At 51.9% G+C, this 17,429-nt stretch carries 17 protein-coding genes; 2 read left to right on the top strand and 15 right to left on the bottom strand.

The annotated features are described in order from the left end of the window. Nucleotide 1 precedes the first annotated feature (1 nt). Complete coding sequence (gene hisI, locus EDD53_RS02945) at nt 2-361, bottom strand: phosphoribosyl-AMP cyclohydrolase (RefSeq protein WP_123791694.1); 360 nt, start codon at nt 359-361, stop codon at nt 2-4. Nucleotides 362-425: 64 nt separating this feature from the next. Between hisI and EDD53_RS02940 the strand changes: the two genes are divergently transcribed. Beyond that, nucleotides 426-860: an iron-sulfur cluster assembly scaffold protein gene (locus tag EDD53_RS02940; protein ID WP_123791693.1), complete on the top strand. Its 435-nt coding sequence runs from the start codon at nt 426-428 to the stop codon at nt 858-860. Nucleotides 861-1,016: 156 nt separating this feature from the next. Here EDD53_RS02940 and EDD53_RS15030 read toward each other — a convergent pair whose 3' ends face one another. From EDD53_RS15030 to sciP, 5 genes are all read right to left on the bottom strand, one after another. Beyond that, entirely contained in the window at nt 1,017-1,139 is a 123-nt protein-coding gene (locus EDD53_RS15030) for a hypothetical protein (RefSeq protein WP_281277926.1), read from the bottom strand. Between the two features lie 121 nt (nt 1,140-1,260). Beyond that, on the bottom strand, nt 1,261-3,354 hold the full coding sequence (gene recG, locus EDD53_RS02935; protein ID WP_123791692.1) for an ATP-dependent DNA helicase RecG: 2,094 nt from the start codon (nt 3,352-3,354) through the stop codon (nt 1,261-1,263). Beyond that, nucleotides 3,351-5,459: an NAD-dependent DNA ligase LigA gene (ligA, locus tag EDD53_RS02930; protein ID WP_123791691.1), complete on the bottom strand. Its 2,109-nt coding sequence runs from the start codon at nt 5,457-5,459 to the stop codon at nt 3,351-3,353. The genes recG and ligA overlap by 4 nt, the downstream gene beginning before the upstream one ends. Nucleotides 5,460-5,570: 111 nt before the next feature. Continuing rightward, the gene (ctrA, locus tag EDD53_RS02925) at nt 5,571-6,284 is read right to left on the bottom strand and encodes a response regulator transcription factor CtrA (RefSeq protein ID WP_123791690.1); all 714 of its coding nucleotides are present in this window, start codon (nt 6,282-6,284) and stop codon (nt 5,571-5,573) included. A gap of 106 nt (nt 6,285-6,390) precedes the next feature. Next, a complete protein-coding gene (sciP, locus tag EDD53_RS02920; RefSeq protein ID WP_123791689.1) occupies nt 6,391-6,669 on the bottom strand; it encodes a CtrA inhibitor SciP in 279 nt (92 codons plus the stop codon). A 125-nt stretch (nt 6,670-6,794) separates the two neighbouring features. On the opposite strand from sciP, the gene mnmA reads away from it, so the two are divergent. Beyond that, nucleotides 6,795-7,943 (top strand): tRNA 2-thiouridine(34) synthase MnmA, encoded by a 1,149-nt coding sequence (gene mnmA, locus EDD53_RS02915; RefSeq protein WP_123791688.1) that lies wholly within the window; start codon nt 6,795-6,797, stop codon nt 7,941-7,943. A gap of 46 nt (nt 7,944-7,989) precedes the next feature. Here the strand turns inward: mnmA and lpxB are convergent, their stop codons facing one another. The 9 genes from lpxB to dxr form a co-directional block, all read right to left on the bottom strand. Beyond that, on the bottom strand, nt 7,990-9,141 hold the full coding sequence (lpxB, locus tag EDD53_RS02910) for a lipid-A-disaccharide synthase (protein ID WP_123791687.1): 1,152 nt from the start codon (nt 9,139-9,141) through the stop codon (nt 7,990-7,992). After that, nucleotides 9,138-9,920, bottom strand: a complete 783-nt coding sequence (locus EDD53_RS02905) for an LpxI family protein (protein WP_123791686.1) — start codon at nt 9,918-9,920, stop codon at nt 9,138-9,140. Before EDD53_RS02905 ends, lpxB begins: the two co-directional genes overlap by 4 nt. An 11-nt stretch (nt 9,921-9,931) precedes the next feature. Next, complete coding sequence (lpxA, locus tag EDD53_RS02900) at nt 9,932-10,732, bottom strand: acyl-ACP--UDP-N-acetylglucosamine O-acyltransferase (RefSeq protein ID WP_123791685.1); 801 nt, start codon at nt 10,730-10,732, stop codon at nt 9,932-9,934. A 39-nt stretch (nt 10,733-10,771) separates the two neighbouring features. Next, complete coding sequence (fabZ, locus tag EDD53_RS02895) at nt 10,772-11,230, bottom strand: 3-hydroxyacyl-ACP dehydratase FabZ (RefSeq protein ID WP_123791684.1); 459 nt, start codon at nt 11,228-11,230, stop codon at nt 10,772-10,774. A gap of 151 nt (nt 11,231-11,381) precedes the next feature. Further along, the gene (locus tag EDD53_RS02890) at nt 11,382-11,999 is read right to left on the bottom strand and encodes an OmpH/Skp family outer membrane protein (protein WP_123791683.1); all 618 of its coding nucleotides are present in this window, start codon (nt 11,997-11,999) and stop codon (nt 11,382-11,384) included. Then, complete coding sequence (gene bamA / locus EDD53_RS02885; RefSeq protein WP_123791682.1) at nt 11,999-14,341, bottom strand: outer membrane protein assembly factor BamA; 2,343 nt, start codon at nt 14,339-14,341, stop codon at nt 11,999-12,001. The genes EDD53_RS02890 and bamA overlap by 1 nt, the downstream gene beginning before the upstream one ends. Nucleotides 14,342-14,540: 199 nt before the next feature. Next, complete coding sequence (locus EDD53_RS15025) at nt 14,541-14,672, bottom strand: hypothetical protein (protein ID WP_281277925.1); 132 nt, start codon at nt 14,670-14,672, stop codon at nt 14,541-14,543. A 185-nt stretch (nt 14,673-14,857) separates the two neighbouring features. Next, nucleotides 14,858-16,180 carry an RIP metalloprotease RseP gene (gene rseP / locus EDD53_RS02880; RefSeq protein ID WP_123791681.1) on the bottom strand — a complete coding sequence of 441 codons (1,323 nt, stop codon included), beginning with the start codon at nt 16,178-16,180 and terminating at the stop codon, nt 14,858-14,860. An 80-nt stretch (nt 16,181-16,260) separates the two neighbouring features. Continuing rightward, nucleotides 16,261-17,427, bottom strand: coding sequence for a 1-deoxy-D-xylulose-5-phosphate reductoisomerase (gene dxr, locus EDD53_RS02875; RefSeq protein ID WP_123791680.1), 1,167 nt, complete (start codon nt 17,425-17,427; stop codon nt 16,261-16,263). Nucleotides 17,428-17,429: the final 2 nt, after the last annotated feature.

Here is a 17,429-nt window from a genome sequence, read left to right as displayed (position 1 = left end):
TTTACGTCTCGGGCTGCATCAATTCTATGGTCTCGCCATCGCGCACCGCCGTGTAAAAACACGATCTACGATTGGTGTGACACGCTGGGCCTGTCTGATCAACCTTCACCAAAATGCAATCACGGTCACAATCATAGCGAAAATCGACCAGCTTTTGCACATTGCCAGAGCTTTCGCCTTTGATCCAAAAAGACTGACGCGACCGCGACCAATAGGTCACCTTCCCCGTGTCCAATGTTTTTTGCACCGCTTCGGCATTCATCCACGCCAGCATCAAGACCTCGCCTGATACATGATCTTGTGCGATTGCTGGGATCAGCCCTTTATCGTCATATTTTAGCGATTTGGCGTCAAACGTCATGGCTAATCCTTTCCTTAGGCGGTTGCTTGACCTATCTAAAGGCCAACGCTTTGAAAGGCAAACCATGTCGACAGACCTTGCGACCCTCTACTCTAACCGTCTTTTGGCCTTGGCTGCGGATATCCCGCATCTCGGTCGATTGGACAATGCTGATGCCACCATTCGAGAACGTGCCCCCTTATGCGGTTCGACCATCACGGTGGATATCAACGTGGAGAACGGACGGATCACCGAGTTTGCGCAAGACGTTAAAGCTTGCGCTTTGGGTCAAGCTGCGGCGGCTGTGGTGGGCCAGAATGTCATCGGGCGCTCCCTGCCCGAATTGCAGCGCGCATTAACCGAATTCAAAGCATTTTTAAAGGAAGATGGCCCTGTGCCCACGGCCCCGTTTGAAGGTTTCGAAGCTCTCTTGCCTGCGCGCGCGTATAAAAACAGGCATGCGTCAATTTTGCTCTCCTTGACGGCTGCTCACAATGCCTTGGCGGAAGTTGACACATAAAAAAAGCCGCCGCACTTATAAAAGGCGGCGGCATAGTGAAATCCGAAGGCGTGTCAGCGCTATGAGGCGCGCTGGCTGATTGGGACAGGTAAGCGTATCAGCGGCATTCTATTGGGACATGGAATGGGATTTACGCGTTCGGATCAGGCAGAAACTTTAGAAAAACGCAGGTGCAACCAATCCACCGAATAAGATTACCAAAAGAGCGGCTGCCCCAAGCATATCTTCGATGAGCGTGCCTTGGGACCGGGTCACTACTGATTTCAAATCATTGATCATCTTGTCGTCCTTTCGATTGGTTAACACTTTGTTGTTCTTTTGTTCTCATTTTTAACAAGCTCTGTAAAGAACTTTTTGAGAACATTCGCGAACAAAATGCATTCAACACATCGAAATTCGACTAACCTATTGAAATCAAACGGATCGCACGATCCTTCTCCATCAACCATAAAAGAACACGCGCGGCCGCTCCGCGCGGTGTTTGCAAGTCAGGATCATTGTGCAGCAGTAATCTGGCATCATCTTGCGCCAAAGCCATCAGATCAGATTGGCTTTCGATATCGGCAATCCGAAACCGTGGCACACCAGATTGCGCCGTGCCAATGACATCGCCTGCACCGCGAATGGCCAAGTCTTCTTCTGCGATGCGAAACCCGTCTTCGGTTTCACGCAAAACCTCCAATCGCCGACGCCCCGTTTCGCTCAGCGGCGGTTGGTACAGAAGTAAACAGGTGGATGCGATAGCGCCACGTCCCACGCGCCCACGCAACTGGTGCAACTGAGCCAAGCCAAAATGTTCGGCCCGCTCAATCACCATGATCGACGCATTCGGCACATTCACCCCAACTTCGATAACGGTCGTCGCCACCAGAACCGACAGGTCCCCAGCTGCAAATTTTGCCATGGTGCGGTCTTTTTCTTCCGCAGGCAATTGGCCATGCACAAGCCCTACTTTGCCTTCACCTAAAACTGTACGCAGATGTTTAAATCGCTCCTCTGCGGCCATGAGATCCATGACTTCACTTTCGCCCACCAAGGGACAGACCCAATAGGCTTGGCGTCCGTCAGCTACGGCGGATTTCAGATGCGCCATCACATCTGACACACGTTCGGTAGAACTGAGCGCAGTCTTGATAGGGGAACGCCCCGCTGGCTTTTCATCCAGAACCGATACGTCCATATCGCCGTATTGCGCCAAGGATAGCGAACGCGGGATAGGCGTGGCCGTCATGACCAATACATCAACTGCTTGACCTTTTTGCGACAATGCCATGCGTTGGTTGACGCCAAATCTGTGCTGTTCATCGGTGATCGACAGTCTAAGGTCATGAAAAACCACACTGTCTTGGAAAACCGCATGGGTACCCACAAGAATATGAATATCACCGCGCGCTAAGGCCTCGAGCTTTGCCTTGCGTTCGCGACCTTTGTCACGCCCCGTTAGCAATGCCAAAACCACGCCCGCAGCCTCGCATAGGGGCAGCAAATCTTCATAATGTTGGCGTGCTAAGATTTCTGTCGGGGCCATCATCGCGCCCTGCCCGCCTGCTTCGACCGCGATCAGCAAAGCCATCAAAGCAACCAGCGTTTTGCCCGACCCCACATCGCCCATCAACAAACGATTCATACGCTCTGATGCGGCCAAATCCGTTTCTATATCGGCGATTGCGCGCGTCTGCGCACCTGTCGGTGAAAAAGGTAAGTCGCGCAACACCAATTTACGCAAAGCGCCCGTTCCAATCGAGGGCCGTCCAGGCTTTGATTTCACCGATTTGCGCGCCATCGCCAAAGTCAGCTGATGGGCAAAAAATTCATCATAGGCCAGACGTCTACGCGCGAGAGAATTGGGTAAAATATCGTCAGAACTTTGCGGAGTGTGCGCGGATTTCAAAGCCGTATTTAGATCCGGCCAAGCTTCGCGGGCGCGCAAGGACGGGTCTATCCACTCATCAAAATCAGGCGCCTTGCTCAGAGCTGCGGCGCAGGCTTTTGCCATGATTTTTTGCGTCACCCCCGCCGTTAACGGATAGACAGGTTCAAAATTTGGCAAAGTGTTTTCTGCATCAGGATCGAGTATATGATCAGGGTGCGGCATTTGTATTTGCGCATCATAGAACTCAATTTTCCCAGAAATCAGACGTTTTTCGCCCACAGGAAGCTGTTTTTCGATCCAATCAGAGGCCCCGCGAAAGAAGACGAGTTGAAAATCGGTCGCCGCATCACGCACAAAAACACGGTGCGGCAGGCCTTTGCGGCTCGGAAACAGATGTCGCAGAGTTTCAATTTTCACTGTCGCCACATCGCCGGTCAGCGCGTCTTTGACAGTGTCGATTTGACGCCGATCAATCAAAGCATGCGGCAGGGTAAACAAAAGATCGCGCGGTTTTTCCACGCCCAAGCCTTGAAATGCCTTCGCGGTTTTAGGGCCGACACCCGTCAGCGTTTCCAAGCCTGCGAAGAGCGGAAACAGAATATCTGGGCGCTGCGCACTCATTTTGCGTCAATCAAGGCCAACCAGCCATCTTCATCGAGCACTTCTATGTCAAGCTCTGCGGCTTTTCTGGCCTTTGACCCTGCACCTGGCCCCGCGACAAGAATATCGGTTTTAGCGGAAACCGAACCCGAGACTTTGGCCCCCAAACTTTCAGCGCGGGTCTTTGCCTCGGCACGTGTCATTTTTTCTAGGCTGCCCGAAAACACCACGGTTTTCCCCGTCACAGGACTATCAGAGGCCACGGCTTCGGCGGGGGCAATTGTGAGATGTGCCACCAAACGATCGATACATGCGCGCTCGGCCTCTTGATGAAAAGCGGTTATGATGGATGTTGCGAGAACAGTACCGATACCGTCGATGGCCATCAGGTCGTCCCATTGCGCGCCAGACCCGATTTCAGCCTGTGTCATAGCGTTTTCGAAATCATCCCAGTTGCCATAGTTTGACGCCAAAAGCGTTGCGGAATTTTCACCAACGTGGCGGATGCCCAACCCGTAAATCAAGCGCGCCAAACCTATATTTTTTTTATCCTCGATGGCATCAAACAGCTTTTGAGCAGATTTTGCGCCCCAACCCTCACGGTTTTTCAACTGTTGCAGCCCAAATCCAAAGCGATCTTGCAATGTAAAAATCTCACTGGGTTCTTTAACCCAACCGTCTTTGAAAAACTGTTCGACTTGTTTTGCACCAAGCCCGTCGATATCAAAGGCTCCGCGTGAGACAAAATGTTTCAATTTTTCAATAGCTTGTGCAGGGCACGTCATACCGCCAGTGCAACGATGCACCGCATCGCCATCTTCGCGGATCGCCTCACATCCACATTCAGGGCATTCAGTCGGAAATTGGAATTTGGTCTGAGTTCCATCACGTTTCGACACATCAACATCGGCAATTTTTGGGATAACATCACCCGCGCGGTAGACCTGCACCCAATCGCCAATGCGAATATCTTTTCCGTCTCGGATTTCTCCGCCCTTGCTGTCGCGGCCTTCGATATAATCTTGGTTGTGCAAAGTGGCATTCGAGACGACCACACCGCCAACTGTGACAGGGCTAAGACGCGCAACGGGACTTAAAGCGCCCGTGCGGCCAACTTGAATATCGATGCCTTCAAGCTGCGTCCAAGCCAATTCAGCTGGAAACTTATGCGCGATGGCCCAACGTGGCGTGGTAGAACGAAACCCCAAACGGCTTTGCAGCGCGAGATCATTAACCTTGTAGACCACACCATCAATGTCATAGCCAAGTGTCGCGCGCTGTTTTTCGATATCGTTGTAATGGGCGACAAGTTCTTGCGGTGTTGCGCAGAGTTTCGTCAACGGGTTGATGGAAAAGCCAAACTGCACCAGTGCTTCAATTGCACCAAGCTGCGTATCTGCCAAGGGCATGGACAATTCGCCCCAAGCGTAGGCAAAAAATTTCAGCGGTCGAGATTTGGTAATGCTGGCGTCTAGCTGGCGTAAACTACCAGCGGCAGCATTGCGCGGGTTGGAAAAGATTTTGCCGCCACGTTCTGTTTGACGTGCGTTGAGCGCCGCAAAATCGGCATGGCTCATGTAGACTTCGCCGCGCACTTCCAGAATTTCAGGCGCATTTTCGATCTGATGTGGGATGTCTTCGATGGTTTTTGCATTCTCGGTGACGTTTTCACCGATTGCGCCATCTCCGCGTGTCGCTGCATGGATCAAAGTGCCATTTTCATACCGTAAAGACAGAGAAAGACCATCTATTTTGGGCTCAGCGGTGTAAGAAATATCAGATTTTACCCCTAAAAACTTAACAATCGAGGCATCGAATTCTTGTACATCCTCATCATCAAATGCATTTGAGAGCGATAACATACGAACAGCATGGGTGATTTTTCCGAAACCGCCATCGGGCGTTGCTCCGATCTGTTCGGAGGGGCTATCGTCACGTTTGAGATGGGGAAAGCGGCTTTCGATCTTAGCATTGCGCTGTTTTAATGCATCAAATTCCCCGTCTGTCATGGCTGCGTCGCCCAAGTAATAGGCGCGGTTGGCGTCCCCCATGACTAAGGCCAAGTGTGCCAATTCTTCTTTGGCTTGAATTTCGGTGAGCTGCGCTACCGCGACATCAGCAGACATAAAGAAACCTCTCCAACTTTGGCTTCCTGAATATGTAGGAGAGCATGTCGAAGAGGTCCAGTAGAATGCAACGGTTTCACCACGCGCAAGTTGCGCATGGTGGCATTTCAGTTATGCGCCGATGGCCATTGGTGTTTCCATATCGGCAGGATCTGGATCGCGCAGAACGTATCCACGTCCCCAGACTGTTTCGATATAGTTTTCACCGTCTGTCGCGTTGGACAGTTTCTTGCGCAACTTACAGATGAATACGTCGATGATTTTGAGTTCAGGTTCGTCCATGCCGCCGTAAAGATGATTAAGGAACATTTCTTTCGTTAAAGTTGTGCCCTTACGCAAGGACAAAAGTTCAAGCATTTGGTATTCTTTACCTGTCAAATGCACAGGTTTGTTGCCGACAGAAACTGTTTTGGCATCCAAGTTGACTTCAATCTTGCCAGTACCGATGACTGATTGAGAGTGGCCTTTTGAACGCCGAATAATAGCATGGATCCGCGCAACCAATTCTTCGCGGTGGAAGGGTTTGGTCAGATAATCGTCGGCGCCAAAACCGAAACCTTTGATCTTATTTTCGGTATCATCCGCACCAGAGAGGATCAAAATGGGTGTCTCGATACGCGCAAGGCGCAATTGGCGCAGAACTTCATGCCCATTCATATCAGGCAGGCCAAGGTCTAAAAGAATGAGGTCGTAATCATAAAGTTTTGCGAGATCGATTCCTTCTTCGCCCAAATCTGTTGTGTAAACATTCAGATTTGCATGTGTCAGCATCAGTTCGATGCTTTTTGAAGTGGTTGGATCGTCCTCGACCAGCAAAATGCGCATAATCTAGTCTCCGTTGCTATTATTTTATCAATCGTTCGTTGATTAAAATATTGGTCAAAATTGGTTAACGCTCGGTTACCGTATTTAACCTTTTAGCACTTTCAACCTAAGGTTGTCGATATTTTTGCACGGATGTCGCCTTTAACGCGACTTCACCGTGATTTTGGATCGCTTTTTTCCATGATTCGTATTCTTCTTCGCTCAAACCGTACATTTTTAGAGCTTCGGTTTGGGGAATCAGTCCGAAAGCGACCGCTTTGACGATCATAGCCTTACGCGAGGCGACCCAGCGTCGCGTCGTGGGATCAGGCAAGTCTGCACGGGTCAAAATACTCCCATCAGGTAGCGTGACCGCACGTGGCCCATCAACTTTTTTCAAATACATTACTCTCACCTCATCAACATTGCACATTTGTTGTGACGCAATGATCTTAATGGGTGGTGAAACCTGCCCTTGAGAATATATAGGATTTTCTTATATTCTGAACATGTTCCGGAAAGGTTTTGTTCATGCCTCTTGATACCCCTAAGTCACCCATCAATTCGCTCGGTTTTGCCAAGCCCCCTTCTGAGACACGCGTTGTCGTTGCGATGTCGGGCGGCGTGGACAGTTCTGTTGTCGCGGCCCAATTGGCCGAAGAAGGCTATGATGTGGTCGGCGTGACCTTGCAGCTTTATGATCATGGGGCAGCCTTGTCTAAAAAAGGCGCCTGCTGTGCGGGGCGTGATATTCATGACGCGCGCCGTGTGGCTGAGGAAATGGGGTTTCCGCATTATGTTTTGGATTACGAGAATGTGTTTAAAGACGCAGTGATCGATGAATTTGCTGACAGCTATTTGGCGGGGGCGACCCCTGTGCCTTGTATTCGCTGCAACGAACGGGTGAAATTTAAGGATCTTTTGGAAACCGCCAAAGATCTGGACGCAGATTGCATGGCCACGGGTCATTACATTCAGCGCAAAATGGGTGAGAACGGTGCAGAACTGCATTCCGCAGCCGATGCCAACCGCGATCAGTCCTATTTCTTGTTTTCCACTACAGAAGCGCAATTGGACTATTTGCGGTTTCCTTTGGGACATCTGAAATCCAAAGACGAAACCCGTGCCTTAGCGCAAAAATACGGATTGGCTGTGGCGGACAAACCTGACAGCCAAGATATTTGTTTCGTGCCCAATGGCAACTATGCGTCAGTGATTGAAAAACTGCGTCCAGGTGCTGCGGAACCGGGTGACATTGTCGACACCGATGGCACAGTTTTGGGCCAACACAATGGCGTGCTACATTATACTGTCGGCCAGCGCCGTGGTTTGGGCATCGGTGGCTTGGCCGATCCTCTCTATGTGGTCAAACTGGATGTTGAGAAAAAACAGGTCATTGTCGGCCCAAAAGAGATGCTGGCCACGCGTAAAATTCCTGTGCGTGAAATCAATTGGTTGGGCGATGAACCTTTGACATCGCGTGATGAATGGCATGTTTTGGTCCGCGTGCGCTCAACCCGCCCCCCACGCGAAGCCATCATTCGGCCGATTTCTGAAACGGAAGCCGAAGTCGAATTGATCGTCGCAGAAGAAGGCGTGTCGGCAGGCCAAGCCTGCGTGTTTTATGACGACGACAGCACGCGCATATTTGGCGGCGGCTGGATTTGGCGCGGATATTGAAGCCACAGGGTTAAAGTAATAAAAAGAGGCCTAAGCGGGCCTCTTTTTATGTGGAGGTGTTTAAGCCATCCAAAATCGCGCGCGCAGCCCGCAAGCCGGGTGCTTCGCCACCCTGCCCCAAACGTTGCATCGTTAAATCCAATGCTGCCTCTTGTGCTTTGGGATTTTGCAACACGTCATCCAGCGCAATGGCAATCTGTGCAGGGTCGCATTCTTTGGCTAAAAATTCTGGCACCACGCGGGTGTCAGACACGAGATTGACCAAGGTCACAGTATCAATCAGCAATTTGCGTTCGACGATCTTTTGCGTCAACCATTGCATTTTATAGGCGATCACCATCGGGGTTTGATTGGCTGCAAGTTCCAATGACACGGTGCCAGAGGCGGCCAATGCGAGGTCAGCAGCTTTGAATGCCGCACGTTTTGAGGCCTTATCAGAGGCGGAAATCAGGATAGGCTTCACAGGCCATTGAACCGTCTTTTCGCGTACCAAATCCGCAACAGGCCCAGCCATGGGCAGGACAAAGCGCGCATCGGGATGCATCTTTGCAAAAGTGCCAAGCGCCTGACCGAAATCATCCGATAGCCTTGCGACTTCACCCCTGCGCGACCCTGGCAAAACCAAAACCAAGGGTGCATCACCGATTTGAAAGGCGCTGCGAAATTCTGTCACCTCATCGTCACTGGCGACCACATCTGTGGCAACAGGATGCCCAACAAAATCACAGCGCAGATCATGGGCTTCGAAATATGGCGGTTCAAAGGGAAACAGCGCCAGAACCTGATCAACCTTTGTAGCCATTTTCGCCGCCCGTTCAGGGCGCCACGCCCAGACCGTTGGCGCGACATAATGGCAGATCCGCAGGTCAGATCGCGCTTTCACGATATCGGCAACCCGCAGACAAAAATCAGGACTGTCGATGGTCAAGATCACATCGGGGTGCCATGCAAGAGCGGCCTCTGCCGTTTCTTTGATACGGCGCTTCAGGTGGAAATACTTTGGCAGAATTTCAAGCACGCCCATCAAAGACAATTCATCCATCGGGAAAAGGCTATCTAGCCCCTGCTGAGCCATCAAAGGCCCACCCACGCCTTTAAAGTCGACATCCCGCAAGGACTTCAACCCCTTCATGGCAGCGGCGCCCAAGGCATCACCTGACTGTTCGCCAGCGATGATGAAAACCTTAACTGTGCTCATAGTGCTTTCAGGAACAGGCCTGCCTCATCAACGCGGGATTTCACGATATTTTGGTCCAATACGATGGTTTTGCCCGCAGGGATCACCAGACCCGCAAGGCCCGCTTTGATCACGGCCTCGATCGTATCAATACCGATTGTGGGCATATCAATACGCAGATCTTGGTTACGCTTCGGGGCTTTGACAAACACACCTTTGGCGCGGCGCAGGTGTTGGGGCGTCTGAGCCACATAGGACAGCATCGAATCCGTGCCTTGTAGGGTTTCAATCCCGATCATCATGCCGCCCGCGCAGACAGCCCCTTGTCCGACATCCAAAGGCGACAATGCGCCCAGCACTTCAAAGGCGCGTGCGGCGTCTTTGTCGTCTTGTTTGCTGGGTTTCATGCCCCAAATCGTATCAGGGGCGAGCACCAAATCAGGCCGAATATCGACAGCACTTTTGATGGAAAAGCCCTGATCTGCAAAGACAGCCAGCACTTCGCGCAACAATGCATCGTCGCCTTTGCCCAAGGACATGGCCAGCCGCAATGCATGGCGATCCAGCAACACAGGATTTACTTTAGGCCGCGCCATAGCGCCAGCAAAGGCCACCGATGAAACGCCTTTTGCCTTTAAATCTTTGAACAAACGGCCAAGTTTTTCTATGCGCGCAGCGACATGATCAAACCCGTATGGCACAGGCGCGTCATCCAATGTGACATAGACAGGCGCATCAAGTGCCTTGGCCAAAAGAAGCGGCAAATCCCCTGATCCTGCGATGATGGCGGTTCTGGTCACAGGCGCTCGCCTTATTTTGGGGTCAAAAATCCGCGATCTGAATCGCCCGTAACAAAAGCGATCATCCGCGCCACATATTCGCTATCGAAATCTTCAGACAGGCGTGCAGCGCGATCTTTGAACGATCCTTCGCCCTGTTTGAGCATCTGGAACGCCGCCCGCAGCTGATTGATGTCATCGCGCGGAACCCCGCGCCGTTTTAGGCCAACCAAATTGAGCCCGTCCAGTTCGGCACGCGGACCTTGCACAAGTGCAAGCGGCAATACGTCAGCGGTCACCATAGACAAAGCGCCGATGATAGCACCCTGCCCGATGCGAACCCATTGATGAATGCCAGACAAGCCGCCAATGATGACATCATCTTCAACAATACAGTGGCCCGCAACCGCCACAGAATTGACCAAGATAACGCGATTGCCGATTTGCGCATCATGGGCGACATGCGCCGAGGCCATGATCAGGTTGTCATCGCCCAAACGGGTCACGCCACCGCCGCCTTCTGTGCCCAAATTCAAAGTCACATATTCACGGATACGATTGCGCTTGCCCACGCGCAGTTGCGTGGGTTCGCCTTTATATTTCAGATCCTGCGGCACAGCACCGATAGAAGCGAATTGAAAGATCTCTGTATCGTCACCGATCACAGTATCGCCTGAGACCACAACATGGCTTTTCAAAGTCACGCCCATGCCGAGCACAACCTGCGGCCCGACCAGACAAAACGGGCCGATGACGCAATTGGCGCCGATAACGGCCCCCTCTTCGATCACACTTGAAGGGTGAATATTTGCGCTTGGATCAATGCTCATCATAGGCTCCGAAAATCAAATGGAATGGTCTGGGTGATCAAATCACTCTTTTGGCAGATCCATCATCGCGGTGAATGAAGCTTCACAAGCCAGCTCGCCGTCGACTTCAGCACGACCTTCGAATTTCCACACTTTGCCGCCACCACGTTTGGTTGTGATGTGCATTTTCAACACGTCACCAGGCACGACTTTGCGGCGGAATTTGCACGATTCAATCGACATGAAGTAGACAAGAAAATCCTTATCCGCCAAGTCTTTTTCAACGCCAACCATCACAGCTGCCGTTTGCGCCATGGCTTCGACGATTGTGACGCCCGGCATGATCGGTGCGCCAGGAAAATGGCCTTGAAAATGCGGCTCGTTAAAGGTGACGTTTTTCAGGCCCGTGCAGGTTTCGACGCCATTGATATCAACAACGCGGTCCACCAAAAGAAAGGGGTAACGGTGGGGAATAATGCGTTGGATAAGATCAATATCTGCGGTTTTGAGGCTCTGTGTCATAGGTATTCCTGTCTTAAACGCGGCCCTTATCGGCCTTCTTGGTTTGGGCCTATCCCGTTGAAGCGCGACATCTGCGCGGGGCTTTGGCGTGATTTCGATGTCTGTATCAATCCACCCCATCAGGGGCAAGTCATGCGAGACAGCTTGGGCTTTATTCAGCCTCTGGTGTCCCTTCATCGTCTAGGTTTTCGTTAGGTTCGACAACAGTTAAGCGCCGAATTGCTTCGTTTGACACATCAATCGTGCCTGACATCATATAGATTTGCGCCCGTTCAAAAACCGCGACGGCCCCAACTTCGCGGGCAATTTCAGACAAGACCTGATTCAAATTGTCTTCAAACTGTTTTGTGCCCTGATCAAACATCAATTGCACCGCTTCAGATTTGCGCTTTTGCTCGGCACGAATGGCGGTCACTTTGCGGTCAAACGCCTCTGCACGCAGGGCAAAGTCTTCTGCTGAAATTGTTGGTTTGAGATTCGACAAATCGCGCTCTTCTTCTTCGAGCGCTGCTGATATTTCATCGTTTTCCGCAAGGATCTTTGCCTGCTCTTTTTCCAACTCAGCATTGAGTTGTTTTCCAAGCGCGGATTCGGCCAAAACCCGACTGCGATCAAAGGCAATCACAGGTGCCGTGGCGAGACTGCGTTGCTCAACTTGTGGTGTAACACTCGGCGATCCCTCTGCGGCGGTCCCTTGCGCCCAAAGCGGGCTGCAAAATCCAAAACCAACCGCAAAGGCAGCGGCGCATGTCAGGGCGCCCAGTCGCATCAGAATTGTGTCGCGATGGTCAAATCAAAGTTCTGCTCAACATCGTAGTCTTCTTTGTTCAGCGCTTTGGTAAAGTTAAACCGCAACGGGCCAATCGGCGTTTTCAAGAACACCGAAGCGCCCACAACTGTACGCCAGCTGATGTCTTCGGACCCACCCGCAGATGACGCATCATCCAAGCCCCAAAGCGCGCCGTGATCCAAGAACAAGCCGCCTTTGATGCCGTATTCTTCAGGCAAACCGAGTGGGAAATCCGTTTCCAAGCTGGCAACGGCATAGAATTTACCACCCAAAGCAAGCTCGGTGTCGTCAAGATCGCGCGGCCCGATACCACCAGGTTCAAACCCGCGGATCAAGGATGTGCCCGTGAAGAAACGGTTCGACACGCGTGTGTCCATGCCACCGCGACCTTCGATCATGCCACCTTTAATAGAGGCGCTCAGGTTGACTTCTTCGTTGAACAAAGTCGTGTCGCCCTGCACGGTCGCCGTGGTGCGTAGGTATTCGACATCGCTGCCAAAGCCAGCAATATCTTGCGAGAATTCAAATTTAACACCTGCATTGGGATTCACACCTGAGCGGCGCGTATCATAAGAATAGGTGTAGCCCAGCGATTGTTCGAACACTTCTCCCGCATCAACATCCGCTTGGATCGTCGCAGGCAGGTCGTTGTCATCAGGGTTGCGCAGCAAATTGGTGCCGACCTTATAGTTCAACCGCAAGCGCGCATTTTCTGCCACAGGGAAAGTCAGACTTGGCGACACAAAGATATCGCGGGACTCGTGGTCTGCATAAATGGGTGCAGAAAATCCATAGTTGGCCGACAGGCCAAAGGCCACGTCACGCCCCAAGAATGCGGGTTCAACAAAGTTAAACGACAGGTTGCCGTCATCCAGTTTGGTCGTCAGGTTAAAGGCCAGCCTTTGACCGCGTCCCAAAAAGTTACTTTCGCTAAAGGATGCAATCAGGTTGGCGCCACTGGACACAGAATAGTTCACCCCGAAGGAAAACGACCCTGTGCTGGTTTCTTCAAGATCCACATCGACGATCACCTTCTCTGGCCCACTGCCCGCGCGGGCATCTACACGCGCGTCAGAGAAAAAGCCCAAGGCGCGAATGCGGCTGGCCGCTTCGCGAATTTCGCGCGGATTAAACGGGTCGCCTTCAACGGTTTTAAACTGGCGGCGCACAACACGGTCGAGCGTGGTGGCATTGCCCTCGATATCAATCCGTTCAACAAATACGCGCGGTCCGCGCACAAGCGCGAAAGAAATATCCAAACTACGTTCGCGATCATTGCGCGTCACACGTGGCTCGACACGCAAGAAGTCGATGCCTTTTTTCGTCGCCAATATTTCTATGCGCTCAATTGCGTTTTCAACCGCGACTGGCGAATAGGTTTGACCTGACCGAATGTTGATTTCTTTTTGGAAATCTGCCGTATCCAAACCATCGATTTCGGACACAGTTGTCATTTCACCAAAGCTAAATTTTTGGCCTTCGCGGATGTTAAACGTCAAGAAATAGGCATCGCGTTCGCGTGAGAATTCTGCCGCAACATTCAGCACTTCGAAATCAATAAACCCGCGTGAGGTGTAAAAATCGGTCAGAACCTGTTTGTCAAAGTTGACGCGATCTTCTGCAAATGTATCGCGGCCGACCAAAAAGCGCAAAAGGCCAGCTTGTTTGGTTTCCAATACGCGGCGCAGGCGTGCGTTGGAATATTGACGGTTGCCAACGAATGTCAGGCGTTCTACCTCAACATTTTTGCCTTCTGTCACTTCAAACACAACGTCAACGCGGTTGTCATTGCGGCGAATTATGCGCGGCGTGACCGTCGCGGCCAACTGACCTTTTGACGCGTAGATTTCTGCCATGGCTGCCGCATCTTGTTCGGCAGTTGACGGGGCATAGGCACGGCGCACTTGGGTTTGTAGCACCGACGACAAAACATCATCGTTTACTTTGGAATTGCCTTCGATGCTGATGCGCGACACCGTTGGAAATTCGGTCACTTTGATCAAAAGCTTTGACCCTTGCGGGATAAATTCAACGCTTTCAAACAATCCAGAAGCCAAAACCCGCTGATAAGCGTCGTTTAATTCGCCTCCTGAGACGCCTTGGTTGCGTCCGATTCCTGCAAAGTTCAAGATGCTCTCGGTTGAAACCCGTCCGTTGCCTTGGATTTCGACAGTGGAAAACTGAAACTCTTGGGCCATCACTGGCGAAGGGTAAGCTAGGTAAGCTGTTGATCCCAATGACAAAGCCGCACAAGATAGTGCAAAAGCGCGCGGTGTATTTCCGCGCAAGAAGGAGTGAAATCCACGTTTTTGAACCCGCATGACAGCTTTCTCATTTAACTTAAGTTATCAGTTGAGTAGCCCGATTATTTGCCCTTGTCAAAAGCCCTGCACCTCATGGTGCTTATCCCCAAGCAGATCGCCGCGCGCATCAGGCGGATGCGCAACGAAAAAGGGGCGCAAAACACCCCCATCTACGCCATTTCGCACTGTAGATTTCAAAGTCGCCTCAGAAATGTGGTTACAAAACCAGATTTCCAATCACCGATCCCGTCACCAAAGCAACTATAATGGTCGCACTGTAGAGCAGGCGATCCCAGTTCAATCTGGCAAGCAAAGACAGGCTGTTGTAACTGGCGATAAGGGTTGTCATGGTCGACCTCATTTTACAGATGACGCAGCGCTGTAAAATACAAACGCATATGTCCTACGATGTTATGAAGTCATGTTAACCTTTGAATATGGCAAGATTAGGGCCGCAGGTCGCGGCCCCATCTTTTTCTCACACCCAAACGCACCATCACGTGCGCAGGTCAGCACGCAAGTCGGCAGGCAGGCTTATTTGCAGAACAAATCACTGCCCAAACCCAGAACCATAACGCCCAAGATAAAGGCCATGCCGATCGCCATCATAAAACTCACAGCTTTCTCAGGCATCGGTTTGCCGCGAATGGCTTCATAGGCGTAAAACACCAAATGTCCGCCATCGAGCACTGGGATCGGAAACAGATTAAGCATCCCGATTGCAGTTGAAATGAGCGCGATATTGGCGATGTAATCCGCAATCGTGGGGGCTGAGCCCACGAATTGTGCCATCCCGATGGCCCCTGACATATTGCAAGCTGAAATCGCCCCTGTGATCATGTGGCCAATAGCAGATAGCGACGTGGTTATCACCGCCCAGACCTGTTGCACCGATGAGACCAAAGCTTTGCCCAAAGGCATGGTTTCCGTGGCGGGTGAAAAGAAATAGCCGCCACCGATGCCGATCAACCAGCGGCGTTCAAATCCGCCATCAGGCAAAGGCAAATCGCGCGGCAAGGCAGCCAATGTCAGTTCCAAGGTTTCCCCAGCGCGCCAGACATCCAGCTTGATTTCAGCGCCCTCTTTCGCTTTGACCACATCTTGTAGATCAAAAAAGGTGGGCAAAGCCACGCCATCGGCGGCTGTAATCACATCGCCCACTTCAATACCCGCACGGCGTGCAGCGGATTTGGCCGAGACACTAGAGACCAAAACAGGATGCGGATGCGGCGCCTCAACGGAGAGTTCAACACCGTCGCGCAGAATGTCATAGTTTAACCGAGCCTCGCGCGGCAGATCAGAAATAAAGCTGCTGACCTGCGTCATTTCAGGCAGGTCTTGCCCCGCAATGCGCAGGATTTCATCCCCCTCTTCAAGGGCCACAGGATAGGGCAATGCTTTTAAATCATCGACAATCATACGGTCTTGAACTTGACCGTAGAACAGCATCAAAAACACGAAAACGATAGCGGAAAAGACAAAGTTGAACACAGGGCCAGCGGCCACGGTCAATGTGCGCGCCCAAAGCGGTGCGCCTTGCATGGTGTGACGGCGCGCGCTTTCATCAAGGTCTTTTACAGCCTCCGGGTCAGGGGCAGAGGCCGCATTGGCATCGCCTGCGAATTTTACATAGCCCCCCAAAGGGATCGCCGCCAATTGCCACACAGTGCCGCGTTTATCCTTGCGTTGCAGCAAAGGTTTACCGAAGCCAAGCGAAAACACATCCGCCTTGATCCCGCACCAACGCCCGACAATATAATGGCCATATTCGTGAATCGCCACGATGATTGAAATCGCGATGATAAAGGCAATGGTGATAAAGATACCGCTGCCAAATATGGAAAAAACACTGGTCATGTATAAAATTGTCCTGTCATTGTCTTTTGCGTTGTCTCGGGAGTGACGACTGCCTGTTCCCTGCTCTGTTACGTGCCTACCTAGATCGATTTACCGATTTTGAATGCGTGTTTGCGTGCGCTCGCATCGGTAGCGTAAACTGCATCCAAGGAAAGTTGGACATTATCAAGGCGCAAATCTGCTGACATTTGCGCGAGCACCTGTTCGACGACCTCTGCCATTTGGGTGAAACCGATTTGGCCAGCTATAAACATATCAAGGGCCGCTTCTTTGGCCGCGTTGAATGCTGCCCCCGCCAATCCGCCTGTTTCCATGACCTCGCGTGCAAGACGCAGGGCGGGAAAACGCCTGTCATCGGGCGCTTCGAACTGCAATTGGCCAAGCTTGGCCAGATCAAGGCGGTCGACAGGCAGATCACGGCGTTTTGGCCAATGCAGCGCATAGCCGATCGCGTGACGCATATCAGGTGCGCCCAAATGGGCCATCAATGCGCCATCGCGAAAACCAACCAGCGCATGAATGTAGGACCCTGGATGAATAATGGTTTCAATTTTCGCACTCTCAACACCAAAGAATTCTTTGGTTTCAATAAGCTCCATTGCCTTGTTAAACATAGAAGCGCTGTCAATTGTAATGCGCTGCCCCATATCCCAAGACGGGTGTTTACAGGCCTCGGCCAAGGTCACGGATTTCAGTCGATCCATCGGCCAAGTGCGAAACGGCCCGCCTGAGGCGGTTATGATCACCCGTTCGACTTCGGCAATATCTTCGCCCACAAGGGCCTGAAATACGGCGGAATGTTCGGAATCCACGGGCAAAATGCGCGCGCCATATTTGGCCGCTTGGGCCAAAAGCAAAGGCCCAGCTGTCACCAAGCTTTCTTTATTGGCCAAGGCCAGCGTTGTGCCCTGCTTGAGGGCTTCAAAGCCAGGCGCAAGCCCCGCCGCGCCAACAATTGCCGACATGATCCAATCCGCAGGACGTGCCGCAGCCTCGATCAAAGCCGCCTGCCCTGCGGCCACTTCGATACCCGTGCCCGCAAGCGCTTGGCGCAGTTCATCGTGTTTTTCATCATAAGCGGTTACGGCAATTTCAGCGCCCAGATCAATCGCGTCTTGCGCCAAGAGCTTGATATTTGCACCGCCCGTCAAAGCCACGGTCTGATAGCGCGACGGATCACGTTTTATCAGATCAATTGTGGATTGCCCGATAGATCCCGTCGCGCCGAAAATGGATATCCGTCGCATGC

The sequence above is a fragment of the Pacificibacter maritimus genome, from assembly GCF_003814915.1.
Taxonomy (GTDB): Bacteria; Pseudomonadota; Alphaproteobacteria; order Rhodobacterales; family Rhodobacteraceae; genus Celeribacter; species Celeribacter maritimus.
Note: the sequence above shows the minus strand (reverse complement) of the source record. Positions and strands in the feature narration are given on the sequence as shown.